Raw genomic sequence first — 26,491 nt, forward strand, 5'->3', positions numbered from 1 at the left:
GGCAGCGGAAGAGGCGCGCCCGCTCGGCCGCGGGCACCGTGGTGCCGCGGCGAGCGGGCCCGCCTCTTGGCCACCGGGCAGGTGGCGGAAACGGATCGACTGCGGAAAACCGACCGGGCGGCTGAGCTACGGGGGAGTACTCAGCCGCCCGGAGGCGTTGGGGCGGGCCCGGGTTCAGGCGCCGGGCCCGCCCCGGCCGTGGGGCGCTGTCAGGCCTTGGCCAGTTCCTTCTCGCCGCCCTGCTCGGGGATCTCCGCGTGGCCGGCCTCGGGGTCGCCGCCGTGGCCGTCGTCGAGGAGGGTCTTCTCGTCGAAGGGGATCTGTCCGGCGAGCACCTGGTCGACGCGGCCGCGGTCGATCTCCTTGGTCCAGGTTCCGATCAGGACGGTGGCGACGGCGTTGCCCGCGAAGTTCGTCAGGGCGCGGGCCTCGCTCATGAACCGGTCGATACCGACGATCAGGCCGATGCCGTCCACCAGGGCCGGCTTGTGCGACTGGAGACCGCCCGCCAGCGTGGCCAGACCCGCACCGGTGACACCCGCCGCGCCCTTGGAGGCGACCAGCAGGAAGAGCAGCAGCGGGATCTGCTCGCCGATCGACATCGGCGTACCCATGGCGTCGGCGATGAACAGGGACGCCATGGTCATGTAGATCATGGTGCCGTCGAGGTTGAAGGAGTAGCCGGTCGGGACGGTGATACCGACGACCGGCTTGCTGATGCCGAGGTGCTCCATCTTCGCGATGAGCCGCGGCAGCGCCGACTCGGACGACGAGGTCGACAGGATCAGCAGGAACTCACGGCCCAGGTACTTGAAGAGCGTGAGGATGTTCAGGCCGGCGACCGCCCGCAGCAGGATGCCGAGCACGATGAACACGAACAGGAAACAGGTGACGTAGAAGCCGAGCATCAGGACGGCGAGGCTCTTGAGGGCGTCGACGCCCGCGGAGCCGGTGACCGCGGCGATCGCGCCGAAGGCACCGATCGGGGCGGCCCACATCACCATCGCCAGGATGCGGAAGACGAGCCGCTGGATGTGCTCGACACCGCGCAGGATCGGGGCTCCGGCCGAGCCCATGGCCTGCAGCGCGAACCCGGCGAGCAGGGCGATCAGCAGGGTCTGCAGGACCTCGCCGCCGGTGAAGGCGGAGACCATCGTGGTCGGGATGATCCCGAGCAGGAACTCGGTGGTGTCCTTGGCCTCCGGCGCCACCTGCGCCTGGCCGACCTCCTTGACCGCGTCGGTCACCGCGAGGCCCGTGCCGGGCTCCAGGATGTTGCCGACGACCAGGCCGATGCCCAGCGCGACCAGCGACATGATCGTGAAGTAGACGAGCGCGATGCCACCGACGGCGCCGACCTTGGCGGCCTTCCGCACGGAGCCGATGCCCAGCACGATCGTGCAGAAGATGATCGGCGAGATCATCATCTTGATCAGGTTCACGAAGCCGGTGCCGATGGGCTTCAGCTCGACCGCGAAGTCGGGGGCGACCAGACCGACGGTGATGCCGAGGGCAACCGCGACGATCACTGCGATGTAGAGGTAGTGGGTGCGGTCCCGTTTGGCTTTGGGTGCGGTTGCTGCCGTATTGGCTGCGCTGCTCACGGCGGCCCTCCTTGACGACTTCGTCGGCATCACCGGCGTGCGGCTCACGTCCGGGGGATCTGCATGGGGATGTGCAGGGGGTTGTGCATCGTGGTTCTGCATGGGGGGATGCGGTGACTATCCCCCGCCGTGTGAGGGCGGTCACCCTTCCGTTCATTTAGTTCACAATCAGCCAAGAGGCAGACTGACCGCATGCACGTCCGTGTCCCGAGACCCCGCAGCCTGGCCGGCCAGCTCTTCGCCATGCAGGCCGTGCTCATAGCGGTGCTCGTCGCCGGGTACGCGCTCTTCACCTACATCAGCGACCGCGGCCAGGCCGAGGACGCGGCGCGCCGGCAGGCCCTGGCGGTGGCGCGATCGGTCGCCGACTCCCCCTCCGTGCGGGAGGCGATCGGCACCTCCGACCCGACGGCCGAGCTCCAGCCGTACGCGCTGCGGGTCATGCGGGACACCCAGGTCGACTTCGTCACGATCATGAACCCGCAGGGCATCCGCTGGACGCACCCCGACAAGAACGAGATCGGCCAGCGCTTCCGCGGCCACATCGACCGGGCGCTGAAGGGCGAGCCCTTCACCGAGACGTACACCGGCACGCTCGGCCCGTCGGTCCGCGCGGTCGCTCCGGTCGAGGACGACGACGAACGGGTCGTCGGCCTGGTCAGCGCCGGCATCCGGGTCGACGAGATCAGCAAGCGGGTGCAGGGCCAGCTCACGGCCCTGCTCGGCGTCGCGGGCGGCGCGCTCGCGCTCGGCGCGGTCGGCACCTACGTCGTCAACGCCCGGCTGCGCCGCCACACCCACAACATGAACGCGGCCGAACTCAGCGCCATGCACGACTACCACCAGGCCGCACTGCACGCCGTACGGGAGGGGCTGCTCATGCTCGACGGGCAGTACCGTGTGGCGCTGATCAACGACGGCGGACGGGAGCTGTTGGGTGTGTCGGACGATGTGGTGGGCCGGTCCGTCGCCGATCTCGGGCTGCCGGTACCGCTGACGGGCGCGCTGCTGGCGTCGGAGCCGCGGGTGGACGAGGTGCACCTGACGGCGGACCGGGTGCTGGTGGTGAACACGTCGCCGGTGTCGGGAGGCGAACATCGGGGCACGGTGGTGACCCTGCGCGATGTCACCGAACTCCAGTCGCTGATGGGCGAGTTGGACTCCGAACGCGGCTTCACCCAGGCCCTGCGCTCCCAGGCCCACGAGGCGGCGAACCGACTGCACACCGTCGTCTCGCTGATCGAGCTGGGGCGGGCGGAGGAGGCGGTGGACTTCGCGACCGCCGAACTGGAACTGGCCCAGGCGCTGACCGACCAGGTCGTGGCGGCGGTGAGCGAGCCGGTGCTGGCGGCGCTGCTGCTGGGCAAGACGGCTCAGGCCAACGAGCGGGGCGTGGAGCTGGTGGTCTCGGAGGAGAGCCGGCTGGACGACGGTCTGCTGCCGCCGTCGCTCCCCTCCCGGGACCTGGTGACCATCCTCGGCAACCTGATCGACAACGCGGTGGACGCGGCCCAGGGCAGTGTGCCGGGCCGGGTGACCGTGACCGCGTACACGGTGGACGGCGAGCTGGTGCTGCGTGTGTCGGACACAGGCGCAGGCGTCGACCCGGCCCACGCGGACGCGGTCTTCCAGCGGGGCTTCTCGACGAAGCCGTCGGGACCGGGGGGCCGAGGGCTGGGGCTGGCCCTCGTACGGCAGGCGGTGAACCGGCACGAGGGGGCGCTGACGGTGGCGGAGGCCGACGGGGGCGGGGCGGAGTTCGAGGTGCGGCTGCCGTTGGGCGGCAGGACCGAGCGGGACGCGTTCGAGCGGGGAACCTCTGAGCCGGCGTCGCAGGGGGCCGTGCCGGGGAGCGCGGTTTCCGGGGACACGGCGGCGGTTTCCGGGGGCAGTGCGGTTTCTGGAGGCGACGTATGACGACTGCCGAGCAGCACCCCATCCGTGTCCTGGTCGTCGAGGACGACCCCGTCGCCGCCGACGCGCACGTCATGTACGTCAACCGAGTGCTGGGCTTCACGGCCGTCGGCAAGGCGCACACCGGTGCGGAGGCGCGCCGGGCGCTGGAACGCACGGCGGTGGATCTGCTGCTGCTGGACCTGCACCTGCCGGACGTGCACGGACTGCAGCTGGCCCGGTCGCTGCGTGCGGCCGGGCACCACGCGGACGTCATAGCGGTGACGTCGGCGCGGGATCTGACGGTGGTGCGGGAGGGGGTCTCGCTGGGCGTCGTGCAGTACGTGCTGAAGCCCTTCACCTTCGCCACACTGCGGGACCGCCTGGTGAGGTACGCCGAGTTCCACGCGGCGGCCGGTGAGGCCAGCGGGCAGGACGAGGTGGACAGAGCCCTGGCAACGCTGCGGGCACCCGGTCCGGCGGCGTTGCCGAAAGGGCTGAGCGGCCCGACGCTGGAGCGGGTGACCGTGGCCCTGCGCGACTGTGCCGACGGGCTCACGGCCACGGGGGTCGCGGAGGCGGTGGGGATCTCGCGGATAACGGCCCGGCGCTACCTGGAGCATCTGGTCGACTCGGGGCGGGCCGCTCGGAGTCCGCAGTACGGCGCCGTGGGCCGGCCGGAGTTGCAGTACCGGTGGGTCAAGGACGAGCGAGGGGACATGGAGCGGGGGCGTTAGGGCATCGCCCCCGGAATCCCGACCCGCACGCGGCCTCAGACGGTGAGTCAGTCGCCCACCGGCGGCACCGGCGGCACCGGCGGCACCGATGGATCGGGCGCCACCGGCAACACCCCCGCCCGGAACGGCTCCACCCCCACCACCCTGCGCACCCGCACCGGCTCGATCAAGAGCATCACCCGCCGCTCCCCCGGCAGCAGCCACGGATACCGCTCCTGCCCGATGTACTTCCGCGTGAGCCGGTCCATGGACCGCTCCGCCTCCTCTCCCTCCACGAACCGGACGACCCGCCCCCGGATCTCCACCCGGTCGTAGGGGTTGTCGGGGTCGTGATGGGAGAGCGAAACGTTCGGATTGCGCCGCAGGTTCTCCTCCTTCACACGGCCGATCGCCGTGTTGACCATGACGTACTCGCCTTCGATGTCCGCCCACATGGGCGAGACCTGCGGAGTGCCGTCCGGGCCGACGGTCGCGAGGTGCCAGAAGTTCGGCGCCCGCAGACGCTCGCGAATATGCCCCTCTACCTTGCCATTCACCTCGTACACGAACGTCACGCTCCTCCCGGGCGCCCGGGAGAGCGGCCCGCCGCCATCCTCGCGACCGCTCCCGCCCAGCCGACAGACGATCTTCGGCCACCCCGAACACACGGCCGGAACCGTACGTTCCTACGATCCGTGATCCTGGCCGAACAGACCGTAGTCAGCGCAGCCCCGCGCCCCTACGTTGTGGCCCGTGCGCCGACCCCCAGCTCTCCCGAACCAGCCCGGTCCCCCGTTCAACGCCCCCGCCGCCCGCAGACTCAGGGCCGCGCTCGGCATGGGCCCCGAGCACGTCGCCTACGGCATGCGTGCCTCGTTCGGACTGCCCTACGTGACGCCGGACCTCGTCATGGCCTGGGAACGCGGGACCGCCTCCCCCACCAGTCCCGAACTCACCGCCCTGGCGGGCGTGTTGTGGTGCTCCCCCGGTGAACTCATCGACCGCCCGCGGACCTTGCGCGAGCACCGCATCACCCACGGCCTCGCGCCCGAGGACGTGGCGCGCGCCGTCGGGCTCGAACTGCTCGCGTACCTCCACATGGAGGAGCACGACGAATGGCGCGGCACCGACCGTCAGTCCGCGGCGCTGGCCGACCTGCTCGACCTCTCGCTCCCGGACTTCGTCACCGTCACGGGGCGCGAGCCGCGGCTGGCCGAGCACCTGCGCAGCGCCGTCACCACCCGCTGGCAGGCCTACGTCCGCCTGGTCGCCAAGCTCGTGCCCCTGGACCGGCGCCTGGTCGAGGACACCCTCCAGGAACTGCACCGGGAGTACCAGGGGCAGATGGTCGCCACGCTCAGCTGGGGCGGCGACAGCGGTCGCTCGGTCGCCGCCGGCCAGGACTTCCTCGACCGGATCGTGGACCGGTTCTGGACGACGGTCCGCGACAGCACCGGCTGACACCGGCCGGCAGCGGCGCCGGATCCGCCGGAGGGCCTAGAAGACCGACTCGGCCTCGTCCATCCGGTCCTTCGGCACCGTCTTCAGCTCGGTCACGGCCTCCGCCAGCGGCACCATCACCACGTCGGTACCCCTGAGCGCGGTCATCCGGCCGAAGTCGCCCCGGTGCGCGGCCTCCACCGCGTGCCAGCCGAAGCGGGTGGCGAGGACTCGGTCGAACGCGGTCGGCGTGCCGCCGCGCTGGACGTGGCCGAGGATGACCGGCTTGGCCTCCTTGCCGAGGCGGCGCTCCAGCTCGAAGGCCAGGGCCGTGCCGATGCCCTGGAAGCGCTCGTGGCCGAACTGGTCGATCGCGCCCTTGCCGTAGTTCATGGTGCCGTCGGCGGGGTGGGCGCCCTCGGCGACGCAGATCACGGCGAACTTCTTGCCGCGGGAGAAGCGCTCCTCGACCATCTTGACCAGGTCGGCCGGGTCGAAGGGGCGCTCGGGCAGGCAGATGCCGTGGGCGCCGGCCGCCATGCCGGACTCCAGGGCGATCCAGCCCGCGTGCCGGCCCATGACCTCGACGACCATCACACGCTGGTGGGACTCGGCGGTGGTCTTGAGGCGGTCCATCGCCTCCGTGGCGACGCCCACCGCGGTGTCGAAACCGAAGGTGCGGTCGGTGGAGGAGATGTCGTTGTCGATGGTCTTCGGGACGCCGACCACCGGCAGACCGGCGTCGGACAGCATCCGGGCCGCGGTCAGCGTGCCCTCGCCGCCGATCGGGATCAGGGCGTCGATGCCGAAGTCGCGGGCCTCCTCGGCAAGGTGCTCGCAGGCCTCGCGCAGCCGGTCGCGTTCCAGGCGGGAGGAGCCGAGGATGGTGCCGCCGCGGGCGAGGATGCCGCTGACGCCGTTCAGGTCGAGGGAGCGGTAGCGGCCGTCGAGCAGACCCGCGAAGCCGTCCTCGAAGCCGATGACCTCGTCGTCGTAGTTGTCGACCGCTCGGTGCACGACCGACCGGATCACGGCGTTCAGGCCGGGGCAGTCGCCGCCTGCGGTGAGCACTCCGATGCGCATCGTGCTGTGTCTCCTGCTCGCTGTTGATACCGGTGAGCCAGGTTCGATTCTTTCACGTCCGGCAGGTCGGTGCCGCATCCCGTCCTGACGGGCGCCTTATCTACCGCGAGAGGTATTGTCAAGAGGGTTCTGCTCACCTCGGTGGGCGATTTTTATGGACAAGATTCCTGGACGCCAGACGAAACGGAGAGCACGCGTGACCCGCAGCGTGTACGTGACCGGTATCGACCGCGGCGACGGCCGCCAGGTCGTCGAACTGGGGGTCATGGAACTCCTGACCAGGCAGGTCGACCGGGTGGGTGTGTTCCGTCCGCTCGTCCACGACGGCCCCGATCGGCTGTTCGAGCTACTGAGGGCGCGATACCGGCTGACCCAGGACCCGGGCACGGTCTACGGCATGGACTACCACGAGGCGTCCGCCCTCCAGGCCGAGCAGGGTGCCGACGAGCTGGTGTCGACGCTGGTCGACCGCTTCCACCGGGTCGCCCGGGACTACGACGTCGTCCTCGTCCTCGGCACCGACTACGCCGACACCCAGTTCCCCGACGAGCTGTCCCTCAACGCCCGCCTGGCGAACGAGTTCGGCGCCTCCGTCATCCCGGTGGTCGGTGGCCGGGGGCAGACCGCCGAGTCCGTGCTCGCCGAGACCCGCAACGCCTTCCGGGCCTACGAGGGCCTCGGCTGCGACGTCCTCGCCATGGTCGCCAACCGGGTCACTCGCGACGACCGGGACAAGATCGCCGATCAGCTCGACACCCGGCTTCCCGTGCCCTGCTACGTCCTGCCGGACGAGCCCGCCCTCTCCTCGCCGACCGTCGCCCAGGTCGCCCACGCCCTCGGCGCCAAGGTCGTCCTCGGCGACGACTCCGGGCTCGCGCGGGACGCGCTGGACTTCGTCTTCGGCGGCGCGATGCTGCCGAACTTCCTGGGCGCCCTGACCCCGGGCTGCCTGGTCGTCACCCCCGGCGACCGCGCCGACCTGGTCGTCGGCTCGCTGGCCGCGCACAGTGCCGGCACGCCGCCGATAGCGGGCGTCCTGCTCACCCTGAACGAGGTGCCCAGCGACGCCGTCCTCACCCTCGCCGCCCGCCTCGCCCCGGGCACCCCGGTGCTCTCGGTGCCCGGCAACAGCTTTCCCACCGCGGCCGAACTCTTCGCCCTGGAGGGCAAGCTGAACGCGGCGACCCCGCGCAAGGCGGAGACCGCGCTCGGCCTCTTCGAGCGGCACGTCGACACCGCCGAGCTCAACCGCCGCGTCTCCGCGCCGAGCAGCGACCGCCTCACTCCGATGATGTTCGAGCACAAGCTTTTGGAGCAGGCCCGCTCCGACCGGCGGCGCGTCGTGCTGCCCGAGGGCACCGAACCGCGCGTCCTGCACGCCGCCGAGGTCCTGCTGCGTCGCGGGGTCTGCGACCTCACCCTGCTCGGCCCGGTCGACCAGATCCGCAAGAACGCCGCCGACATCGGCATCGACCTGGGCGAGGCCCAGCTGATCGACCCGGCCACCAGCGAGCTGCGCGACTCCTTCGCCGAGAAGTACGCCGGGTTCCGCGCCCACAAGGGCGTGACGGTCGAGCTGGCGTACGACGTCGTCTCCGACGTGAACTACTTCGGCACCCTGATGGTCCAGGAGGGCCTGGCCGACGGCATGGTGTCGGGCTCGGTGCACTCCACGGCCGCGACCATCCGCCCGGCCTTCGAGATCATCAAGACGAAGCCGGACGCCGACATCGTCTCCTCCGTGTTCTTCATGTGCCTGGCCGACAAGGTCCTGGTCTACGGCGACTGCGCGGTGAACCCCGACCCGAACGCCGAGCAGCTCGCCGACATCGCCATCCAGTCGGCCGCCACCGCCGAGCAGTTCGGTGTGGAGCCGCGGATCGCGATGCTGTCGTACTCGACGGGTACGTCCGGCTCGGGCGCCGACGTCGACAAGGTGCGCGAGGCGACCGAGCTGGTGCGCTCGCGGCGTCCCGACCTGAAGACCGAGGGGCCGATCCAGTACGACGCGGCCGTCGAGCCGACGGTCGCCGCGACCAAGCTGCCGGGCTCCGAAGTGGCCGGACAGGCCAGCGTGTTGATCTTCCCCGACCTGAACACCGGCAACAACACCTACAAGGCCGTGCAGCGGTCGGCAGGGGCGATCGCCGTCGGGCCGGTGCTGCAGGGTCTGCGCAAGCCGGTCAACGACCTGTCCCGGGGCGCGCTCGTCCAGGACATCGTCAACACCGTCGCCATCACGGCCATCCAGGCCCAGTCCCCCGCCCCGTCCCCGATCGAGAAGGCCACCGCCCAGTGAGCTCCACGCGCGTCCTCGTCCTCAACTCCGGTTCCTCGTCGGTGAAGTACCAGCTGCTCGACATGCGGGACAGCAGCCGGCTGGCCGTCGGGCTCGTCGAGCGCATCGGCGAGGAGACCTCCCGGCTGAAGCACACGCCGCTGACCACGGGCGTCTCCCGCGAGTGGACCGGGCCGATCGCCGACCACGAGGCCGCCCTGAAGGCCCTGGCGGAGGAGCTGTCGAAGGACGGGCTCGGGCTGGACTCGCCGGAGCTGGCCGCGATCGGGCACCGGGTGGTGCACGGCGGGCAGTCCTTCACCGAGCCGACGATCATCGACAGCGCCGTACTCGCCGAGATCGAGCGGCTGATCCCGGTCGCCCCGCTGCACAACCCGGCGAACCTGACCGGCATCCTCACCGCGCAGGCGCTGCGCCCCGACCTCCCCCAGGTCGCCGTCTTCGACACCGCCTTCCACACCACGATGCCGGAGTCGGCCGCCCGCTACGCGATCGACGTGAAGACCGCCGACGAACACCGCATCCGGCGCTACGGCTTCCACGGGACCTCGCACGCGTACGTCTCCCGGGCGACGGCGAAGCTGCTGGGCAAGGACCCTTCGGACGTCAACGTGATCGTGCTGCACCTGGGCAACGGGGCGTCCGCCTCGGCGGTCAGGGGCGGCCGGTGCGTGGACACCTCCATGGGGCTGACGCCTTTGGAGGGGCTCGTGATGGGTACGCGCTCCGGAGACATGGACCCGGCCGTCATCTTCCATTTGATGCGCGTTGGCAAAATGTCCACGGACGAGATCGACACTCTTCTCAACAAGAAGAGCGGATTGACCGGTCTGTGCGGGGACAACGACATGCGGGAGATCCGCCGCAGGGTCGACGCGGGTGACGAACAGGCCCAGCTGGCCTTCGACATCTACATTCACCGCTTGAAGAAGTACATCGGCGCCTATTACGCGGTGCTCGGCCGGGTGGACGCGATCGCGTTCACGGCCGGGGTCGGCGAGAACGCGGCACCGGTGCGGGAGGCCGCCGTGGCGGGCCTGGAGGAGCTGGGCCTGATGGTGGACGGCGAGCTGAACGCGATACGCGGTGACGAGCCGCGACTGGTCTCGCCCGCCCACGCGCGCGTGGCGGTCGCCGTGGTGCCGACCGACGAAGAACTGGAAATCGCCACTCAGACTTATGCACTCGTTGCACTGGTCGAAAAGAACAACTGAGCGCCCGCCCGCCCATTTGTATCTTCCGCCAGACGGAATATTCCGTAGCGAAACAAACCGATAGGATCGCCCCATGCGCCGTTCGAAAATCGTCTGTACTCTCGGCCCCGCGGTCGACTCCCACGAGCAGTTGGTGTCGCTGATCGAGGCCGGCATGAATGTGGCCCGCTTCAACTTCAGCCACGGCACCCACGCCGAGCACCAGGGGCGGTACGACCGCGTCCGCGCCGCCTCCAAGGAGACCGGCCGCCCCATCGGCGTCCTCGCCGACCTGCAGGGCCCGAAGATCCGCCTGGAGACCTTCGCCGAAGGCCCGGTCGAGCTGGAGCGTGGTGACGAGTTCGTCATCACCACCGAGGACGTGCCCGGCGACAAGCAGATCTGCGGCACGACCTACAAGGGCCTGCCCGCCGACGTGACCAAGGGCGACCAGATCCTCATCAACGACGGCAACGTCGAGCTGAAGGTCACCGCGGTCGAAGGCCACCAGGTGAAGACGATCGTCATCGAGGGCGGTGTCGTCTCCGACCACAAGGGCATCAACCTGCCCGGCGCGGCCGTGAACGTCCCGGCACTGTCCGAGAAGGACGTCGAGGACCTGCGCTTCGCGCTGCGCATGGGCTGCGACATGGTCGCGCTGTCCTTCGTGCGGGACGCCAAGGACGTCGCGGACGTCCACAAGGTGATGGACGAGGAGGGCCGCCGGGTCCCCGTCATCGCCAAGGTGGAGAAGCCGCAGGCGGTGGAGAACATGGAGGACGTCGTCGCGGCGTTCGACGCCGTGATGGTGGCCCGTGGCGACCTGGCCGTCGAGTACCCGCTCGAGAAGGTCCCCATGGTGCAGAAGCGCCTCATCGAGCTGTGCCGGCGCAACGCCAAGCCGGTGATCGTGGCGACCCAGATGATGGAGTCGATGATCACCAACTCCCGCCCCACCCGCGCCGAGGCCTCCGACGTCGCCAACGCGATCCTGGACGGCGCGGACGCGGTCATGCTGTCGGCGGAGTCGAGCGTGGGCGCGTACCCGATCGAGACGGTCAAGACGATGTCGAAGATCGTCACCGCGGCCGAGCAGGAGCTCATGTCCAAGGGCCTGCAGCCGCTCGTCCCGGGCAAGAAGCCGCGCACCCAGGGTGGTTCGGTCGCCCGCGCCGCCTGCGAGATCGCCGACTTCCTCGGTGGCCGGGGCCTGGTGGCCTTCACCCAGTCCGGCGACACCGCCCGCCGCCTCTCGCGCTACCGCGCGGTCCAGCCGATCATCGCCTTCACCACCGACGAGAGCACCCGCAACCAGCTCACACTCAGCTGGGGCGTCGAGTCGCACGTCGTGCCGTTCGTGAACAGCACCGACGAGATGGTCGACCTGGTCGACCAGGAGATCACCAAGACCAAGCGCTTCAACCCGGGCGACATCTGCATCATCACCGCGGGCTCGCCCCCCGGCGTCGCCGGCACGACCAACATGCTGCGGGTGCATCACCTGAGCGAGGGCGCCCGCGACTGACGCTCCTCACGAGGGCCTTGCGGCCCGGCCCGTGAAGGGCCTTGAACGGCGCTGAGGGCGCCCCCTGTGACCAGGGGGCGCCCTCAGCTGTGTGCGGCTCCCGGAAGGGCTTGTGGGGGCTCCTACTCGGTCACGTACTGCTGCATCCCGGGGACGTGCAGGGTTCCGCCGAACTGGGCGGCCTGCGTGATCTTCACCTTGGTGAAGTAGATCAGCGGGATGTTCAGCGGCGGCGGGTGCTCCGGGTCGAACGTGACCGGGATCAGCCCGAGCAGGTTGCCGGAGATGCTCTCGGTGTACATCACCGTGTCGCCGTCGGTGATCGTGGAGGTCGTGCCCTTGCCCGCCTGCACGTGGTAGGTCTTGCCGTGCTCCTTGACCAGTTGGTGCAGGTCGCCGATGTCGGTGCCGCCGGATATGACGTACTTGAGGACCTTCTTGGTCTTGCCGCCGGCCGTCTTCACCTCGACGATGCCCTGATAGTCCGCGCCCTTCAGGGTCAGCGAACTGGCCTCCAGGTACCAGGGGTTGTCCGCCACCAGCACCTTGTTGTCGACGTCGCCCACGGCGTCGGTGGCGACCGGGCAGTCCTCGGGGTCCGTCGTGGAGCTCGCGGAGGGGCTGGGCGTGGCCGTGGCGTCCGCGGCGTCCTCGGCCGCGTCTTCCACCGCCTTCGTGGTGTCCTCGGCCGCCTTCGACGCCGCGTCGGTCGTGTCCTTCACGGTGTCGTCGACCGTGCCGGTGACCTTCTCGGTCGTGTCCTTGACCGCGTCGGAGGTGTCCTTGGCGGCGCCTTCCGTCTCCGTGCTCTCCGGGCTCTCCGTGGCGGACGGGGACGCGGTCGGTGTCGGGCTCGCGTCCTCCGCCGCCTTACCGCCCGTGAAGATGCCGGTGATCGCGTCGCCGATGTCCTCGAGCAGGTTGCCGCCGTCACTCGCGGACGGCGAGGGGCTCGCCGTGGCGGTGTCGTCCGAGGAGTTGCTCTCCTTGCTCGGCGAGGCCGAGGGGGACGGGGTGGGATCGGCCTTGTCGTCGGAACCTGAATCCGGCGAAGAGGGGTCACCTGAACCCGAGTTGCCCGAACCCGCGTCGGAGTCCGAGGAGGACGTCGCCGAGGGGCTCGGCTCCGCCGCGTCGTCCTTGTCGTCGTCCGCCGAGGCGTCGTCGCTCGTCGAGGCCGACGGGGACGGCGTGGGCGACGCGGACGCGCCCTCCAGGGCCGCCAGGCAGTCCTTGTACTCGTCGGCCTTCAGGCTGTTGGAGGCCGGCTGCTCGTCGGCGAGGGCGAGCGTCGGCGTGAACCCGATGCCCATCAGGACCGCCGTCGGCATCGCCGCCATGGCTATCGCCTTGCCGGCCGGCATGTGGAACCTGGTGAACAGCGGCTTCTTGGGCGCCGCGTGACGAGGGCCCGTTCTCGCCTGCGCCGGAATCACGGGGCTCTCGCCACGGATCTCATCAGCCGACACGGTACCCCCCGTTGGATTCCTCGGCCCAGGCGCCTTCGGGCGTCCGGTCCGCCGGTCCGCCGGTCGCGGGGTCCTGCGCGTGGTACGGCGCACCCGGCTCACCGAGGGCACCCTCGGAAGCGGGCTCCACGGCACCCTCGTCGGAGGGGCCCTTCTCCGCCTCGAGCGGTCCGGCGCCCGCCTCCTGCGCCTTGCCCGGCACCCACGACACGGCGAGCGCGCCGCCGAGCATCGAGAGCAGGAAGCCGACGACGAAGCCGCCTATGTTGGAGACCACGAGCGACACCAGGGCCAGGACGATCGCCGCGACACCGGCGAAGATGCGCGTGGCGTGCTGGAACCACATCGTCAGGCCGAGGGTCACCAGCAGTACGCCGATGATGAGGGAGCCGGCACCCGCCGTGGTCGCCATGGCGAGCGACATGTTGCCCAACTTGAAGGTCGCGTACGGGAAGTAGGCGATCGGCACCCCGCCGAGCAGGGTGAAGAGGCCTGCCCAGAACGGCCGGGTGCCCCGCCAGTCACGGAATCGCAGACGCAACCGGGTGAACCTCCCGGCGCTCTGGACCGGAGTCTCGGCACTCATGGAAAACAGCTCCCTGGGTCCGGTTGAAGTACGTACCGGCTCGGCCGTAGGCATGGAGAAGCCGGAAGTCTGGGTATGTGCACATGCCCGGCGCGAGGCGTCGAGCTGGACGTGCGGGGCGGAGAAGCGGCGAACTCCCCCGCCCCCATGGGCAGCTCAGCTGTCCAAGGACGCCCCTGCGGCGTGAGCCGTCAGAAACACTCCATCTTGGCGTCGGTGCCGAGACGCATCTTCAGGCCACTGAGCTTGAAGGTGCCGGCGGTGGTCGCCCACGCCGTCTGCTCGACCTTCGTGAGGTCGGCCGACTCCGCCTGCTGGGCGAAACCGCCCGGCAGGGACTTGCCGTCCTGCTTCACCGGAGCGTTCCTGGTCTTGTCCAGGTCCTGCACCGCAACACCGATGTCGATGTTCTTGAACGTCGCGTCGGCGTCGAGCTGAGCGACGTCGATGTAGAGGTTCTCGGCCTCGACCTTGTGCTTCGCGTCCGGGCCGGCGTCGAGACGGAGGTAGATCGTCTTCCCTATGAGGGGAATCTCCGTCTTGACGGACTGGCACATGTCCGTGATCTGAGCGGTCTTGAACGACGAGATCGCGACGGGACGAACCGTCTTGGTCTTGCCGTCGGTCGACGTGTAACCGGTGTCGACACCGCCGTACTGGGCAAAGCCCTGGCCCTCGAGATGCCCGGCCGACACCTTGAACTCCTGGCCCGACACGCTGAACGACGCGGCCAGCGCACCCTGCGCCAGCCCGACACCCACAGCCGCGGCCGCGGCAACGCTGGGCACCATCACCACAGCGAACCGCTTCCATCTGGTCCCGCCACGCACCTGGGACTCCATATTTCCTCCTTCTCGGACGTACATCTCCTGGCCCTGACTGCTCCTGTCGAAGCGACGGCTCAGCCGGGCAGGGATGGGAGAAGTGCTACGTCCTCGGGAAGGGGAGCGCCCGCGCTCGGAGGCGCGAACCGCACCCGAATCACCGGCGATCACCCCCGAGCGACAACCACTGGTCGCGCCTGACACGCATCACGCACAACCTTGCTGGACAGGCTTCGCCGAAGGCGAAGACCCCCCTGCCCAAGGGCCGACGTCACTGCCGTCGACCCTGCTCGGTGGGGACCCAGGGATTCCCGTTCGCCCAACCGGCTGTCGGGGTACGGGAAGGGACCGAGCGTGGCCGATCGTGGTGCATTCTCGCCGCCGACACAAGGGGGTTCGTTACTCGCTAGTAACGGGCGGATAACCGAACAACGACCCGCTGGTCTCGGCCGACAACGCTCGGTGTCAGACGGGTGTTGGACAAAAATATTGATCGTTGGACAGATTCCGACAGATCAACGCCTCTGACTTACTCCAAGTAACAGCGGCCGCGATTACCAAGATTTGGTAAAGCGCGGCCGCAGTGGCCCCTTGTTGGCCAATCTTTCACTCGGGCATCACATGCCTCGGCGTTTAGGGACTGGTCAGAACCGGCCCCGCGCCCCGGTCAGAAGAGGGCGCGCGCCAGCGCCCTGCGCGCCGCCGCCACTCGCGGATCATCGCCGCCGACCACCTCGAACAACTCCAGCAGCCGAAGCCGTACGGCGTCCCGGTCGTCGCCCGCGGTGCGCTGCACGGTCTCGATGAGCCGCCCGAACGCGTCCTCCACGTGTCCGCCCACCAGATCCAGGTCGGCGGCGGCGATCTGCGCCTCGGCGTCGGTGGGCCTGTCGGCGGCGTCCTTGCGCACCTGCTGCGGGTCGAGCCCCTGCACGCGGTGGAGCAACTCGGCCTGGGCGAGGCCGAGTTTGGCCTCGCTGTTGCCGGGGTCGTCGCTCAGTACGTTCTTGTACGCCTGGACCGCACCGCCGAAGTCCCCCGCGTCCAGGGCGCGCACGGCGGCTTCGAGGAGCGTGTCGTACGGCCCCTCGGGCATCGCGGGAGCGGTCTGGACGGCACCGCCCGCCTCGGCGTCGGGGTCGACGGCCAGACCGGTGAGGCCGAAGCGCTGCTCGGCCACCTCCACCAGCTGGTCCAGGGTCTGCCGGATCTGCGGCTCGCCGGCGGCCCCCTGGAAGAGCGGCAGGGCCTGACCTGCGACCACCGCGAAGACGGCCGGGATCCCCTGGATCCCGAACTGCTGCATCAGCATCTGGTTGGCGTCGACGTCGATCTTGGCGAGGACGAAGCGTCCGTTGTACTCGACGGCCAGCCGCTCCAGGACGGGGCTCAGCTGCTTGCAGGGCTGGCACCACTCGGCCCAGAAGTCGAGGACGACGGGCACTTCGGCGGACCGCTGCAGGACGTCCTGCTCGAACCCTGCTTCATCGACGTCGATGACGAGATCGGCCGGGGAGACGGCACCGGCAAGGGCGCCACCGCCCTGCCGGGCGGCTTCGGCGCGAGCCTGCTCCGCCTTCGCCTTGGCCTCCTGGGCCGCCTTCACCGCGGCGAGGTCGACGACTCCGCTCATGGACATGTTCCGTGGCTGCATGCGTACATCCTCCCCCGTTCCCGCGCCCATGTGAAAAGCGTTGTGAAAGCCGGTCGTGCCCTCGGGTGTTCGGCGCCGGGTCCCCACCCCGCGCCGTGCGTGTGTGCGTCACTCGCGTACGTCCGTCGCGGGCTTTCGCTACGAGTCGTAGCGTAATGGCACCGAGTGCCCAACGAACAGTGAAGTCCGGTGATCTCCCTCACGGGTGACCAGGAAAACGGCCGGTTATCGTCGTGAGATGCAGAGCCGCACCCCCGCCAGCCGTACCGGGCGTCCGCGCAGCGCCGCCGCGGACACCGCGATCCTGGCCGCGACGCGGGCGGCGCTGGTCGAGCTGGGCTGGTCGAAACTCACCCTGGGTGACGTGGCGACCAGGGCCGGGGTGGCCAAGACGACCCTCTACCGCCGCTGGGCAGGCAAGAACGAACTCGTCGTCGACGCGGTGGCCGAACTCTTCGACGAACTGGAACTCCCCGACCGCGGCACCCTCGCCGCCGACATCGAGGGCGTGGTCCTCCAGTTCGCGGCGATCCTGGCCCGCCCCGAGGCGAAGAGCGGCCTGATGGCGGTGGTCGCCGAGTCGGTACGGGACGACGCGCTGCGCGAACGCATCCGGGCGTCGATCGTGGAGCGCCAGAAGCGGTTGGTCCTGGAGGGCCGGTCACGGGCGCAGGCGCGCGGCGAGCTCCCCCCTGAGGCGAGCCCGGAGGAAGCCGCCCGCACGGTGGACCTGATCTTCGACATCGTCGCGGGTGCGGTGGTCCACCGCACCCTGGTGAGCTCGGAGCCGGCGGACGAGGAGTGGGTGCGCGGCTTCACCAGGGTGCTGCTGCTGGGCCTGGCCGGGGCGGCGTAGCGGTCAGAGTCCGGGGGGTTCCGTGTACGCCCTGCGGCGTAGCGGTCAGAACCCCGCGGGCTCTGTGTACACCCCCCACTCGTCCCGCAGCACGCCGCAGATCTCCCCGAGGGTCGCCTCGGCCCGTACGGCGTCCAGCATCGGCCCGATCATGTTGGCGCCGTCCCGGGCGGCCGCGAGCATCGCGTCCAGGGCGGTCCGCACGCCGGCCTCGTCCCGGGAGGCCTTCCGCGTCCCCAGGACGCGCACCTGCTCCCGCTCCACCTCGTGGCTGACCCGCAGGATCTCCAGGTCGCCGGTCACCGAGCCGTGGTGGACGTTCACCCCCACGACCCGCTTGTCGCCCTTCTCCAGGGCGCGCTGGTACTGGAAGGCGGACTCGGCGATCTCGCCGGTGAACCAGCCGTCCTCGATGCCGCGCAGGATGCCGGAGGTGATCGGCCCGATGGGGTGCTGGACGTCCGGGTGCGCCCTCAGGCCCCGCTCCCTGATCTGCTCGAAGATCTTCTCGGCGTCCGCCTCGATCCGGTCCGTCAGCTGCTCGACGTACCACGAACCGCCCAGCGGATCCGCCACGTTGGCGACGCCGGTCTCCTCCATCAGTACCTGCTGCGTGCGCAGGGCGATCTCCGCCGCCTGCTCGGAGGGGAGCGCCAGGGTCTCGTCCAGGGCGTTGGTGTGCAGCGAGTTGGTGCCGCCCAGCACGGCCGCCAGCGCCTCCACCGCCGTCCGCACCACGTTGTTGTACGGCTGCTGGGCGGTCAGCGAGACGCCGGCGGTCTGGGTGTGGAAGCGCAGCCACTGGGCCTTGTCGGTCTGCGCGCCGTACACGTCCCGCATCCAGCGCGCCCAGATCCTGCGCGCCGCGCGGAACTTGGCGATCTCCTCGAAGAAGTCGAGGTGCGCGTCGAAGAAGAAGGACAGTCCCGGTGCGAAGACGTCCACGTCGAGGCCGCGGCTGAGCCCCAGCTCCACGTACCCGAACCCGTCCGCCAGCGTGTACGCCAGTTCCTGCGCGGCCGTCGAGCCGGCCTCGCGGATGTGGTAGCCGGAGACGGACAGCGGCTTGTAGGCGGGGATGCCGGCCGCGCAGTACTCCATCAGGTCGCCGATGAGGCGCAGGTGCGGCTCGGGCTGGAAGAGCCACTCCTTCTGGGCGATGTACTCCTTGAAGATGTCGGTCTGCAGCGTGCCGTTGAGCAGGGCCGGGTCGACGCCCTGTCGCTCGGCGGCGACGAGGTACATGCAGAAGACGGGCACGGCGGGCCCGGAGATCGTCATGGAGGTGGTGACATCGCCCAGCGGGATGTCCTGGAACAGGACCTCCATGTCGGCGGCCGAGTCGATGGCGACACCGCAGTGGCCGACCTCGCCGAGCGAGCGCGGGTCGTCGGAGTCTCGGCCCATCAGCGTCGGCATGTCGAAGGCCACGGACAGTCCGCCGCCGCCGTTGGCGAGGATCATCTTGTAGCGCTCGTTGGTCTGCTCGGCGTTGCCGAACCCGGCGAACTGCCGGATGGTCCAGGTGCGCCCCCGGTAGCCGGTCGCGTACAGCCCGCGGGTGAAGGGGTACTCCCCCGGCCAGCCGATCCGCTCGAAGCCCTGGTAGCCGTCCCCTGGCCTCGGCCCGTACACCGGCTCGACGGGATCACCGGAGAGCGTGGTGAAGTCCGCCTCGCGCGTGCGTGAGGCGTCGTACCGGGCCTGCCAGCGTCGGCGGCCCTCTTCGATCGCGTCAGCGTCCATGCTTCGAATTTACTAGGACGTCCTAGTAAATGTCGACGGCAGACCGCCGTACGGGTTCTGTACGGCGGTGCGGGGCGGGGCGGGCGGTGCAGGCGATGCGGTTACGCCTTGGCGACCGCCGGGGAGTCCTCGGCGATCTTGCCCTCAAGCTCGTGGCTGATCTTCCGCTCCACGAAGAAGGCGGCCGTGGGGATCGTCCCGGCCAGCAGCACCCACAGCTGCTTGGCGACCGGCCACTTCGCCTTCGAGCCGAGGTCGAACGCGAAGATCAGGTAGACGACGTACAGCCAGCCGTGCGCGATGCCCACGACGCGGGTGAAGTCGTCCGCCCCGTCCATCTTGAGCAGGTACTTGGCGATCACGCCCAGGGTCAGCAGGACCAGCAGCACACCGGTGACGTAGGCCATGACGCGGTAGCGGGTCAGCACGGACTTTTTCATGCCTATGAGCGTAACCACGCACTAGGGCGGATCTTGCCCCGGGTCAGAGCCTGCCCGGCGGCCCATGCCGCCGGGCCCTAGTCCTCGTCGAAGTCGTGGGCGTCGACCCGCAGCGGTCGCAGCATCGCGAAGATCTCCGCGCACTCCTCGGCGTCGTACACCCCGAGCCCGAAGTCCATCGCCATCAGGTCGCGGGTGGCCGCCTCGACCACCTCGCGCCCCTTGTCGGTGATGACGGCGAGCGTGCCGCGACCGTCGTTGGGGTTGGGCTTCTTGTCCACCAGGCCCGACTTCACCAGCCGGTCCACGGTGTTCGTCACGGACGTGGGATGCACCATGAGCCGCTCGCCGATCTTGGACATGGTCAGCTCGCCGGCCTTGGAGAAGGTGAGCAGGACGAGCGCCTCGTACCGCGCGAACGTCAGTCCGTACGGCTTGACCACCGCGTCGACCTCGGCGAGCAGGATCTGGTGGGCGCGCATGATCGAGGTGATCGCGGCCATCGACGGCACGTTTCCCCAGCGCCGCTTCCAGAGTTCGTCAGCGCGGGCGATGGGATCGAACGGGAGACTGAGGGGCTTCGGCACGGCAAAGACCTTACCGGCCGGTCACATCGTGGTCAGCCCCGTCTCGCCCCTCGGTCCGCCGGGCACGGGCATCGGAGGCCTGCGCCTAGCGCTGTGTGAGGGTCGGGGCCGTGTCGGGGGGTGTCCGTCCTCGGAACGGCGCGGAATCGGTTACCTACCGAGGTGCCGGCGTTGACGCGCCAACCGCTGCGGGCGGACACCCCCCGACACGTCCCCTTGCCGCCGTACGCGAGTGCCGGTACGTACGTCCGCCTCTTGACCGACCGGGCCGGGTGGTGGGTGGGCACAGGTCCGGGGGGCTGGGGGCGGAGCCCCCAGGGACGTCCGCCTCTCGACCCACCGAGACGGGCGGTGGGTGGGCACAGGACCGGGGGTCGGGGGGCGGAGCCCCCAGGGACGTCCGCCTCTCGACCGACCGAGACGGGCGGTGGGTGGGCACAGGACCGGGGGGCTGAGGGCGGAGCCCTCAGCAGGCGGTCGCTTCGGCGCCGGGGAACTGAGGTCAGCGGCGGCCTGTCCGGCGTAGGTGGTGCCGCACCGCCCGCTGGGCAACCGGGCCGAGGTCCTCCAACGCGGCGACCAGCACCCCGAGCTGTTCCAGCGCGTCCAGCGCCGCGGTCGCCCCCGCCGCGTCCACCCCCTCGTACAGCTCGATGCCGACGAAGGACGCCGCGACCGCCCGTGCCAGCCCCGCAGGGTCCGCGAACTCCCCGAAGGGCGTGGTCGCGAGGACTCTCGTGAGGACCGCCTCGATCTCGGTGACCCAGAGCTCCAGGCCTGCCGCCGTTGCCGGGCCCAGCGTGGCGTGGGTCTGGGCGCCGGCCAGGAGCTGGCCGAGGAGGGCGACATGGCCCCCGGCGCGTTCCTCCTCGTGGATCCGCCGGCCGACCGCGAGGAGTTCGGAGAGGGAGGTCACCTCCGCGAAGCGGGACCGGTACCGCGACACGGTCCGCTCGGCCCCGTACCGGCAGGCCTCGGCGAGGAGTTCGTCGACGGAGCCGAAGTGGTAGAAGACCAGCGCCTGGTTGACCCCGGCCGTCGCCGCGATCGTACGGGCCGACGTCTTCGCGATGCCCTGCTCGGTGAGTGTGCGCAGCGCACCGTCCAGGAGTCTGGTCTTGGTCTCCTGGGACTTCGCCGTCTCCGGGCTCATGCGCGCCGCTCCTCGCGAACGGGCCGCAGGCCGGGCCGTACTCCGCAGGTGGTGATGTCGGTGTACGTCGCCTTGAAGGAGCCCTCGTACCCGAAGAGCGGGCCGAAGTAGTCGTTGACGACACGGACCCGTATGCGGAAGCGGCCGCTCTTGTCGTCGTAGGACTCGCGGACCTCGGCCGTGGCACCGATCAGTTCGGGTACGCGTACGTCCACGACTCCCTCGCGGAACCTGTGTTCGCCGGAGCGGATGAGCAGCGAGCCGTCGGGCTCGGCGCCGAAGTGGAGGTCGCTGGCCAGGTGCTGGTGGGTGCCGAGGTAGTCGAGTATGCGGTCGCCCCGGGGGCCGAGGACCATCTGGGCGTCGAAGCGGCGAGGGCGGCCGGGCAGGTGGAAGGTGCGCACGAAGGTCACCGTCTCACGGCCGTACGTGTCCTTGTACGGCACGTTCTCGATGGTGAACGGGATGTGGCGGCCGGTCCGCGGGACCAGGATGTTGCGGGTGGCACCGAGGGCCAGGAACGGCTTCACGAAGGCCCCGCCGTGCCAGACGCGGTCCATCACGCCCCGGCCCGTGCAGGCCTCGCCGGTCGTCAGACCGACCGAGAAGCGGCGCTGCAGCTGGGGGTGGAGGCGGTCGAAGTCGGCACCCATCACAGTGCGGAAGATCGAGGTCATCGCGGGTTCTCCAGGGTGCGCAGGAGGCGGGGGACGCGGACGCTCGTGGGCGGCCGGCGCAGGCAGCGGCGGGCTGCCGGGGTGCCGGAGAGCGGCGCCTTGAACAGGGCCAGCGCGATGGCGACGGCGAGGAACAGGGGACAGACGTAGGCCATGGACGCCGCCAGCGGGCCGAAGAGGCGCAGGAACTGTTCCAGGCCGAGGCCGGCGCAGGCGACGGTGACGACGAGGGCGCGGACCAGGAGCTCGGCCAGCCAGTTCCGCAGGGCTCGTTCCGGGGTGATGCCCCGCTCCAGCCACAGGCGGAGGCGGTCGAAGGACCAGGCCGTCGCCCAGCCCATCAGGGGGCGGAAGACGAGGCGGTCGGCCAGTGCGCCGAAGGCTCCCCAGCGGGGGCGGTAGTCGTAGCCGGTGAGGAAGCGGACGCCGTCGCCGTCGGGGATGTAGCGCCAGTAACCGCTGCCCTCGGCCAGGAGGGACAGGGGGTGGGCGGAGGCGAAGCGGAGGGCGGAGGTTCGGGTGCCGTTGGGGCGCTCGCGTTCGCCCGCGGAGACTCCGGTGCCTGCCACGGTGAGGCCGGGCAGGACACGGGTGGCGTACCGGAAGCGCTGGGGTTGGCCCTCCGCGCGCGGGAGGTGGTCGATCTCGGTGAAGCGCAGGTCCCAGCGCTGGTGCCGGGACGGCTCCTGTGTGCGGGTCCAGAGGTCGTCGAGGTCGGCACGGATGCGTGCCTCTATGTAGAGCCCCATGTGAATCCCCCAGGTGGGCGCAGCGTTTTGAGCGACTGCTCAAATATTCTGGACAGGAAGATACCCTTGTTTGAGCGATCGCTCAAACACTGGGCGCAAGAAAACCCCGGCCCGTGTGGGCCGGGGTCCATCCCGGGTTCTCCTGCTGCGGCGCTACTCGGCGAGATGCCGCTCCACCGTCTCCACCTTGGAGGTGAGTCCGTCCGTCACTCCGGGACGGATGTCCGCCTTGAGGACCAGGGAGACGCGTGGTGCGCGCTGCTCGACCGCGGCGACCGCCCGCTTGACGACGTCCATGACCTCGTCCCACTCGCCCTCGATCGACGTGAACATCGCGTCGGTGCGGTGGGGCAGGCCCGATGCGCGTACGACCCTGACGGCGTCGGCGACGTACTCCCCCACGTCCTCGCCGACGCCCAGCGGCGTCACGGAGAAGGCGACGATCATGCCTTCACGGCCTTTTCCTGACGGGCGCGGGAGGCGATGACCGCGTCCTCGGTCTCGCGCCTGAGCCTGCGCTCGGCGAAGAAGCCGCCGGTGGGCAGCACGGAGAGGACGAAGTAGAGGGCGGCGGTCTTCAGAGGCCACTTCGTACGGTTCCAGGCGTCGGCCCAGAAGATCACGTACAGGATGAAGAGGACGCCGTGGATCATCCCCATCACGGGGACCGCGTTGAAGTCCGTGGTCCGCTTCAGCACCGAGCAGACGAGGAGAAGGAGGAAGGAGATCGCCTCGGGGGCCGAGACCAGGCGGAGGCGTCGGAGGGCGGTGGCGGTCTTGATGTCCACGGGTCACCTTCGGTGGGAGAGACGTCGGACGGTTTGTGAATCCGGGCACAAACGATTTCGCCCCATTGTGGCAAACGGCTGGGCGGCGGGCGGGCGGGGGGTGGAAGCCGGTGGCGGCAACCGGGGAGCGCGTATGCAGTTCGTCTTCTTCATGACCGTTCCGGGGCTGGTGGTGCTGCTCACCGTCCTGGCCTTCGTCGAACAGGTGCTGATGCGCGCCGGGCGGGCCGGTGTGCTGCCCTGGCGGAACAGCGGGCGGCAGGGGCAGATCTCCGCGACCGGGTTCGAGCAGCTGCACGCCGCCTTCTCACCGGGCAAGCAGAACGAGCTGAAGGAACGGCAGAGCGCCTTGGTGATGCGGGACGACGAGGAGGACGGGGACCCGCCGTGGTCCACGGTCGACCTGACCACCGGGAAGGCCCTCATCCGGCTGCCCGAGGCCGGCGGCTGACCCCTCAGGGGTGCAGTCAGGGTCGTACTCCACCTCCAGGCTCTGTTGGCGAAGGCTCCCGGGGGGCTACCTTTCGCAGCGTGGCGATGTTCCGACTTCAAGGCAGCAAGGTGCTGGCCGTCGACATGACCGGGGACGCCGTGAAGGCGAAGAACGGCTCGATGGTCGCGTACGACGGGCAGATGGACTTCAAGAAGCTCAGCGGCGGCGGTGAGGGCATCCGGGGGATGGTGACCCGGCGGATCACCGGCGAGCAGATGACACTGATGGAGGTGAAGGGGCACGGGACGTGCTGGTTCGCGGACCGGGCCTCGGAGATCAACCTCGTCGCCCTCCAGGGGGACAAGCTGTACGTGGAGTCGAGCAACCTGCTCGCGACCGATTCGGGGTTGCGGACCGGCACGTCGTTCACGGGCACGCGCGGGGCCTCGCAGGGCAACGGACTGTTCACGACGACGCTCGAGGGCCACGGACAGGCCGCGATCATGTCGGACGGGCCGGCGGTCGTGCTGCGGGTCAGCGCCCAGTACCCGCTGACGGTCGACCCGGGCGCGTACATCGCCCACCAGGGGAACCTGCGGCAGTCCTTCCAGTCCGGTGTGACCTTCCGCACGCTCATGGGCGAGGGCGGCGGCGAGGCCTTCCAGATCCGCTTCGAGGGCGACGGCCTGGTCTACGTCCAGCCGAGCGAGCGGAACACGATCGCGGGGGATGTGTGACATGGCCTTGCGGGAGATCAACTCCAAGATGGTCGAGGCGACCGTCATGCCGGGGCAGCGGCTGTTCAGTCAGCGCGGGGCGATGCTCGCCTACCGGGGCGAGGTGTCCTTCACGCCCAACATCCAGGGCGGCCAGGGCGGCGTCATGTCGATGATCGGCCGCCGGGCGGCGGGCGAGGCCGCTCCCCTGATGTCCGTCGAGGGCAGCGGCACCGTCCTGTTCGGGCACGGCGGCCACCACGTCCAGGTCATCAGCCTCACCGGCGACACCCTGTTCGTGGAGGCGGACCGGCTCCTCGCCTTCGAGGGCACCCTGGAGCAGGGCACCATGTTCATGGGCTCCCAGGGCGGGGTCATGGGCATGGTCCGCGGCCAGGTCAGCGGCCAGGGGCTGTTCACGACCACCCTGAAGGGACACGGCTCGGTCGCCGTGATGGCGCACGGCGGCGTCATCCAGATCCCCATCACGCCGCAGCGCCCGGTCCATGTCGACCCCCAGGCGTACGTCGCCCACCACGGCGACGTCCGCAACAAGCTGTCCACCGCGCTCGGCTGGCGGGACATGGTGGGCCGCGGTTCCGGAGAGGCGTTCCAACTGGAGCTCAGCGGCAACGGCACGGTGTACGTCCAGGCCTCGGAGGAGAAGCTGTGAGCATGTACGGGGCTCCGGGCGGCGGCCCGACGGTCTACGACCCCATGACCCTGCCGGTCGACGACAACGTCGACAACTACACCTTCTGCGTGGAGCTCAAGGGGAGCCAGTGGTTCCTGCAGAAGGGGAAGATGATCGCCTACTACGGCTCGATGGAGTTCAACGGCATCGGGCACGGCCGGCTGGACCGTCTTGTCCGTACGTCCTTCCATTCGCCTCTGCACGCGAGCGACTGGGTCGTGGCGGAGGGCTCGGGGAAGATGCTGCTCGCCGACCGGGCCTTCGACGTGAACTCGTACGACCTGGAAAACGGCAATCTGACCATTCGCTCGGGCAACTTGCTCGCTTTTCAGCCAAGTCTTGCCCTCAAGCAATCAATCGTGCCGGGTTTTCTGACACTCATCGGAACCGGAAAGTTCGTGGCCGCGTCGAACGGCCCCGTGGTGTTCATGGAACCCCCGATCCGGGTGGACCCGCAGGCCCTCGTCGGCTGGGCCGACTGCCCCTCTCCGTGCCATCACTACGACCACGGGTACATGACCGGCCTGATGGGCGGCCTACGTGCGATGACGGGCCTCGGCGGAGCCTCCGGGGAGGAGCACCAGTTCGAGTTCGTGGGAGCCGGCACGGTCCTGCTGCAGTCGTCGGAGGCGCTGATGGCCGAGCAGGCCATGGGGGCCGTTCCGCACGGGGCGGGAGTACCCGGCGGCGGTGGGGGGCCCACGGGGCCCGGACAGCAAGCCGGCGCACCGCGCCTTCCCGGACAGCTCGGGGACCTGCAGCGTCGCTTCGGGCTGTGAGCGGTAGTCTGCGGAGTGTGACGTCGAACGTGTGCGCGCCGGCGTCGCACGACCCTCACTAGTTCGCCTTTCAACCTTTTAGGTAGACTTCATTCATGGAGACCGAGACGGCCACGCGCTGGCTGACCGATGCGGAGCAGTGCGCCTGGCGCACCCACCTGGAGGTCAACAGGCTGTTGACGTACCAGCTCGAGAGGGACCTTCAGCCGTTCGGCCTGACGATGAACGACTACGAGATCCTGGTCAACCTGTCCGAGTCGGAGGGCGTACGGATGCGGATGAGCGACCTCGCGTCCGCCACCCTCCAGTCCAAGAGCCGCCTCTCCCACCAGATCACCCGCATGGAGAACGCGGACCTCGTGCGGCGCGAGAACTGCGAGTCCGACCGCCGCGGTCTGTTCGCGGTGCTCACCGAGCACGGCATGGAGACGATGAAGAAGGTCGCGCCTCATCATGTGGCGTCCGTGCGGCGGCACTTCATCGACATGCTGTCCCCCGACGCGCTGGTGGAACTCGAGAAGTCCCTGCGGCCCGTCGCCGACCATCTGCGGGGGCAGCGCGGGCGCCCGTGACCCGGGCGTCGGCAA

At 69.8% G+C, this 26,491-nt stretch carries 27 protein-coding genes; 12 read left to right on the top strand and 15 right to left on the bottom strand.

The genetic code is table 11. The features are described 5' to 3' along the window. Nucleotides 1-209: 209 nt before the first annotated feature. Complete coding sequence (locus KUM49_RS25585; RefSeq protein WP_254401800.1) at nt 210-1,634, bottom strand: cation:dicarboxylate symporter family transporter; 1,425 nt, start codon at nt 1,632-1,634, stop codon at nt 210-212. A gap of 162 nt (nt 1,635-1,796) precedes the next feature. Between KUM49_RS25585 and KUM49_RS25590 the strand changes: the two genes are divergently transcribed. Both KUM49_RS25590 and KUM49_RS25595 read left to right on the top strand, forming a co-directional pair. After that, nucleotides 1,797-3,521 carry a sensor histidine kinase gene (locus tag KUM49_RS25590; RefSeq protein ID WP_217239297.1) on the top strand — a complete coding sequence of 575 codons (1,725 nt, stop codon included), beginning with the start codon at nt 1,797-1,799 and terminating at the stop codon, nt 3,519-3,521. Continuing rightward, nucleotides 3,518-4,234: a response regulator gene (locus KUM49_RS25595; RefSeq protein ID WP_217239298.1), complete on the top strand. Its 717-nt coding sequence runs from the start codon at nt 3,518-3,520 to the stop codon at nt 4,232-4,234. The genes KUM49_RS25590 and KUM49_RS25595 overlap by 4 nt, the downstream gene beginning before the upstream one ends. Nucleotides 4,235-4,281: 47 nt before the next feature. On the opposite strand, the gene KUM49_RS25600 is transcribed toward KUM49_RS25595, so the two are convergent. Beyond that, nucleotides 4,282-4,779, bottom strand: a complete 498-nt coding sequence (locus KUM49_RS25600) for a PPOX class F420-dependent oxidoreductase (protein ID WP_374200200.1) — start codon at nt 4,777-4,779, stop codon at nt 4,282-4,284. A gap of 187 nt (nt 4,780-4,966) precedes the next feature. Here KUM49_RS25600 and KUM49_RS25605 point away from each other — a divergent pair, with 187 nt between their 5' ends. Continuing rightward, the gene (locus tag KUM49_RS25605; RefSeq protein ID WP_217239300.1) at nt 4,967-5,674 is read left to right on the top strand and encodes an XRE family transcriptional regulator; all 708 of its coding nucleotides are present in this window, start codon (nt 4,967-4,969) and stop codon (nt 5,672-5,674) included. 36 nt (nt 5,675-5,710) lie between these two features. Here KUM49_RS25605 and KUM49_RS25610 read toward each other — a convergent pair whose 3' ends face one another. Continuing rightward, entirely contained in the window at nt 5,711-6,736 is a 1,026-nt protein-coding gene (locus tag KUM49_RS25610; protein ID WP_217239301.1) for an ATP-dependent 6-phosphofructokinase, read from the bottom strand. Between the two features lie 196 nt (nt 6,737-6,932). On the opposite strand from KUM49_RS25610, the gene pta reads away from it, so the two are divergent. The 3 genes from pta to pyk all read left to right on the top strand — a co-directional run bounded on the left by pta (nt 6,933) and on the right by pyk (nt 11,753). After that, nucleotides 6,933-9,035 carry a phosphate acetyltransferase gene (pta, locus tag KUM49_RS25615; RefSeq protein WP_217239302.1) on the top strand — a complete coding sequence of 701 codons (2,103 nt, stop codon included), beginning with the start codon at nt 6,933-6,935 and terminating at the stop codon, nt 9,033-9,035. Continuing rightward, the gene (locus tag KUM49_RS25620) at nt 9,032-10,249 is read left to right on the top strand and encodes an acetate kinase (protein WP_217239303.1); all 1,218 of its coding nucleotides are present in this window, start codon (nt 9,032-9,034) and stop codon (nt 10,247-10,249) included. Before pta ends, KUM49_RS25620 begins: the two co-directional genes overlap by 4 nt. Before the next feature lie 73 nt (nt 10,250-10,322). Continuing rightward, nucleotides 10,323-11,753: a pyruvate kinase gene (pyk, locus tag KUM49_RS25625; RefSeq protein ID WP_217239304.1), complete on the top strand. Its 1,431-nt coding sequence runs from the start codon at nt 10,323-10,325 to the stop codon at nt 11,751-11,753. Nucleotides 11,754-11,875: 122 nt separating this feature from the next. Here pyk and KUM49_RS25630 read toward each other — a convergent pair whose 3' ends face one another. The 4 genes from KUM49_RS25630 to KUM49_RS25645 form a co-directional block, all read right to left on the bottom strand. Continuing rightward, on the bottom strand, nt 11,876-13,222 hold the full coding sequence (locus tag KUM49_RS25630) for a hypothetical protein (RefSeq protein ID WP_217239305.1): 1,347 nt from the start codon (nt 13,220-13,222) through the stop codon (nt 11,876-11,878). Then, nucleotides 13,212-13,808, bottom strand: a complete 597-nt coding sequence (locus KUM49_RS25635; protein ID WP_217239306.1) for a DUF6114 domain-containing protein — start codon at nt 13,806-13,808, stop codon at nt 13,212-13,214. Before KUM49_RS25635 ends, KUM49_RS25630 begins: the two co-directional genes overlap by 11 nt. Before the next feature lie 191 nt (nt 13,809-13,999). Next, nucleotides 14,000-14,650 carry a DUF6230 family protein gene (locus KUM49_RS25640; protein ID WP_217239307.1) on the bottom strand — a complete coding sequence of 217 codons (651 nt, stop codon included), beginning with the start codon at nt 14,648-14,650 and terminating at the stop codon, nt 14,000-14,002. Nucleotides 14,651-15,299: 649 nt separating this feature from the next. Further along, nucleotides 15,300-16,286: a tetratricopeptide repeat protein gene (locus KUM49_RS25645; RefSeq protein ID WP_217239308.1), complete on the bottom strand. Its 987-nt coding sequence runs from the start codon at nt 16,284-16,286 to the stop codon at nt 15,300-15,302. A 238-nt stretch (nt 16,287-16,524) separates the two neighbouring features. On the opposite strand from KUM49_RS25645, the gene KUM49_RS25650 reads away from it, so the two are divergent. Further along, complete coding sequence (locus KUM49_RS25650; RefSeq protein WP_217239309.1) at nt 16,525-17,142, top strand: TetR/AcrR family transcriptional regulator; 618 nt, start codon at nt 16,525-16,527, stop codon at nt 17,140-17,142. Between the two features lie 45 nt (nt 17,143-17,187). Here KUM49_RS25650 and KUM49_RS25655 read toward each other — a convergent pair whose 3' ends face one another. The 8 genes from KUM49_RS25655 to KUM49_RS25690 form a co-directional block, all read right to left on the bottom strand. Continuing rightward, entirely contained in the window at nt 17,188-18,888 is a 1,701-nt protein-coding gene (locus KUM49_RS25655) for a methylmalonyl-CoA mutase (RefSeq protein WP_217239310.1), read from the bottom strand. A gap of 101 nt (nt 18,889-18,989) precedes the next feature. Next, complete coding sequence (locus KUM49_RS25660; RefSeq protein ID WP_217239311.1) at nt 18,990-19,328, bottom strand: DUF3817 domain-containing protein; 339 nt, start codon at nt 19,326-19,328, stop codon at nt 18,990-18,992. A gap of 77 nt (nt 19,329-19,405) precedes the next feature. Beyond that, nucleotides 19,406-19,915 (bottom strand): MarR family winged helix-turn-helix transcriptional regulator, encoded by a 510-nt coding sequence (locus tag KUM49_RS25665; RefSeq protein ID WP_217239312.1) that lies wholly within the window; start codon nt 19,913-19,915, stop codon nt 19,406-19,408. A 502-nt stretch (nt 19,916-20,417) separates the two neighbouring features. Then, nucleotides 20,418-21,068 (bottom strand): TetR/AcrR family transcriptional regulator, encoded by a 651-nt coding sequence (locus tag KUM49_RS25670; protein ID WP_217239313.1) that lies wholly within the window; start codon nt 21,066-21,068, stop codon nt 20,418-20,420. After that, nucleotides 21,065-21,745: a DUF4166 domain-containing protein gene (locus tag KUM49_RS25675; protein ID WP_217239314.1), complete on the bottom strand. Its 681-nt coding sequence runs from the start codon at nt 21,743-21,745 to the stop codon at nt 21,065-21,067. The genes KUM49_RS25670 and KUM49_RS25675 overlap by 4 nt, the downstream gene beginning before the upstream one ends. After that, the gene (locus KUM49_RS25680; RefSeq protein WP_217239315.1) at nt 21,742-22,494 is read right to left on the bottom strand and encodes a hypothetical protein; all 753 of its coding nucleotides are present in this window, start codon (nt 22,492-22,494) and stop codon (nt 21,742-21,744) included. Before KUM49_RS25680 ends, KUM49_RS25675 begins: the two co-directional genes overlap by 4 nt. A gap of 153 nt (nt 22,495-22,647) precedes the next feature. Next, nucleotides 22,648-22,941, bottom strand: a complete 294-nt coding sequence (locus KUM49_RS25685; protein WP_217239316.1) for an MTH1187 family thiamine-binding protein — start codon at nt 22,939-22,941, stop codon at nt 22,648-22,650. Further along, nucleotides 22,938-23,282 carry a DUF3817 domain-containing protein gene (locus KUM49_RS25690; protein WP_217239317.1) on the bottom strand — a complete coding sequence of 115 codons (345 nt, stop codon included), beginning with the start codon at nt 23,280-23,282 and terminating at the stop codon, nt 22,938-22,940. Before KUM49_RS25690 ends, KUM49_RS25685 begins: the two co-directional genes overlap by 4 nt. A gap of 133 nt (nt 23,283-23,415) precedes the next feature. Here KUM49_RS25690 and KUM49_RS25695 point away from each other — a divergent pair, with 133 nt between their 5' ends. From KUM49_RS25695 to KUM49_RS25715, 5 genes are all read left to right on the top strand, one after another. Beyond that, nucleotides 23,416-23,733: a DUF6191 domain-containing protein gene (locus tag KUM49_RS25695; protein ID WP_217239318.1), complete on the top strand. Its 318-nt coding sequence runs from the start codon at nt 23,416-23,418 to the stop codon at nt 23,731-23,733. An 86-nt stretch (nt 23,734-23,819) separates the two neighbouring features. Further along, nucleotides 23,820-24,452, top strand: coding sequence for an AIM24 family protein (locus tag KUM49_RS25700; protein WP_217239503.1), 633 nt, complete (start codon nt 23,820-23,822; stop codon nt 24,450-24,452). 1 nt (nt 24,453) lies between these two features. Beyond that, a complete protein-coding gene (locus tag KUM49_RS25705) occupies nt 24,454-25,104 on the top strand; it encodes an AIM24 family protein (RefSeq protein ID WP_217239319.1) in 651 nt (216 codons plus the stop codon). Nucleotides 25,105-25,106: 2 nt separating this feature from the next. Further along, on the top strand, nt 25,107-25,904 hold the full coding sequence (locus tag KUM49_RS25710; RefSeq protein WP_217239504.1) for an AIM24 family protein: 798 nt from the start codon (nt 25,107-25,109) through the stop codon (nt 25,902-25,904). A 95-nt stretch (nt 25,905-25,999) separates the two neighbouring features. Beyond that, nucleotides 26,000-26,476: a MarR family winged helix-turn-helix transcriptional regulator gene (locus KUM49_RS25715; RefSeq protein WP_217239320.1), complete on the top strand. Its 477-nt coding sequence runs from the start codon at nt 26,000-26,002 to the stop codon at nt 26,474-26,476. The last annotated feature ends 15 nt before the right edge of the window (nt 26,477-26,491 follow it).

The organism is Streptomyces sp. AC555_RSS877, assembly GCF_019049245.1.
Lineage (GTDB): Bacteria > Actinomycetota > Actinomycetes > Streptomycetales > Streptomycetaceae > Streptomyces.

Coding starts and splice junctions, on each gene's coding strand:
- KUM49_RS25715 (WP_217239320.1), top strand. CDS start 26,000: ATGGAGACCGAGACGGCCACGCGCTGGCTGACCGATGCGGAGCAGTGC.
- KUM49_RS25645 (WP_217239308.1), bottom strand. CDS start 16,286: ATGCAGCCACGGAACATGTCCATGAGCGGAGTCGTCGACCTCGCCGCG.
- KUM49_RS25640 (WP_217239307.1), bottom strand. CDS start 14,650: ATGGAGTCCCAGGTGCGTGGCGGGACCAGATGGAAGCGGTTCGCTGTG.
- KUM49_RS25650 (WP_217239309.1), top strand. CDS start 16,525: ATGCAGAGCCGCACCCCCGCCAGCCGTACCGGGCGTCCGCGCAGCGCC.
- KUM49_RS25700 (WP_217239503.1), top strand. CDS start 23,820: ATGTTCCGACTTCAAGGCAGCAAGGTGCTGGCCGTCGACATGACCGGG.
- pyk (WP_217239304.1), top strand. CDS start 10,323: ATGCGCCGTTCGAAAATCGTCTGTACTCTCGGCCCCGCGGTCGACTCC.
- KUM49_RS25590 (WP_217239297.1), top strand. CDS start 1,797: ATGCACGTCCGTGTCCCGAGACCCCGCAGCCTGGCCGGCCAGCTCTTC.
- KUM49_RS25710 (WP_217239504.1), top strand. CDS start 25,107: ATGTACGGGGCTCCGGGCGGCGGCCCGACGGTCTACGACCCCATGACC.
- KUM49_RS25695 (WP_217239318.1), top strand. CDS start 23,416: ATGCAGTTCGTCTTCTTCATGACCGTTCCGGGGCTGGTGGTGCTGCTC.
- KUM49_RS25680 (WP_217239315.1), bottom strand. CDS start 22,494: ATGGGGCTCTACATAGAGGCACGCATCCGTGCCGACCTCGACGACCTC.
- KUM49_RS25685 (WP_217239316.1), bottom strand. CDS start 22,941: ATGATCGTCGCCTTCTCCGTGACGCCGCTGGGCGTCGGCGAGGACGTG.
- KUM49_RS25705 (WP_217239319.1), top strand. CDS start 24,454: ATGGCCTTGCGGGAGATCAACTCCAAGATGGTCGAGGCGACCGTCATG.
- KUM49_RS25595 (WP_217239298.1), top strand. CDS start 3,518: ATGACGACTGCCGAGCAGCACCCCATCCGTGTCCTGGTCGTCGAGGAC.
- KUM49_RS25610 (WP_217239301.1), bottom strand. CDS start 6,736: ATGCGCATCGGAGTGCTCACCGCAGGCGGCGACTGCCCCGGCCTGAAC.
- KUM49_RS25585 (WP_254401800.1), bottom strand. CDS start 1,634: ATGCCGACGAAGTCGTCAAGGAGGGCCGCCGTGAGCAGCGCAGCCAAT.
- KUM49_RS25660 (WP_217239311.1), bottom strand. CDS start 19,328: ATGAAAAAGTCCGTGCTGACCCGCTACCGCGTCATGGCCTACGTCACC.
- KUM49_RS25675 (WP_217239314.1), bottom strand. CDS start 21,745: ATGACCTCGATCTTCCGCACTGTGATGGGTGCCGACTTCGACCGCCTC.
- KUM49_RS25670 (WP_217239313.1), bottom strand. CDS start 21,068: ATGAGCCCGGAGACGGCGAAGTCCCAGGAGACCAAGACCAGACTCCTG.
- KUM49_RS25635 (WP_217239306.1), bottom strand. CDS start 13,808: ATGAGTGCCGAGACTCCGGTCCAGAGCGCCGGGAGGTTCACCCGGTTG.
- KUM49_RS25655 (WP_217239310.1), bottom strand. CDS start 18,888: ATGGACGCTGACGCGATCGAAGAGGGCCGCCGACGCTGGCAGGCCCGG.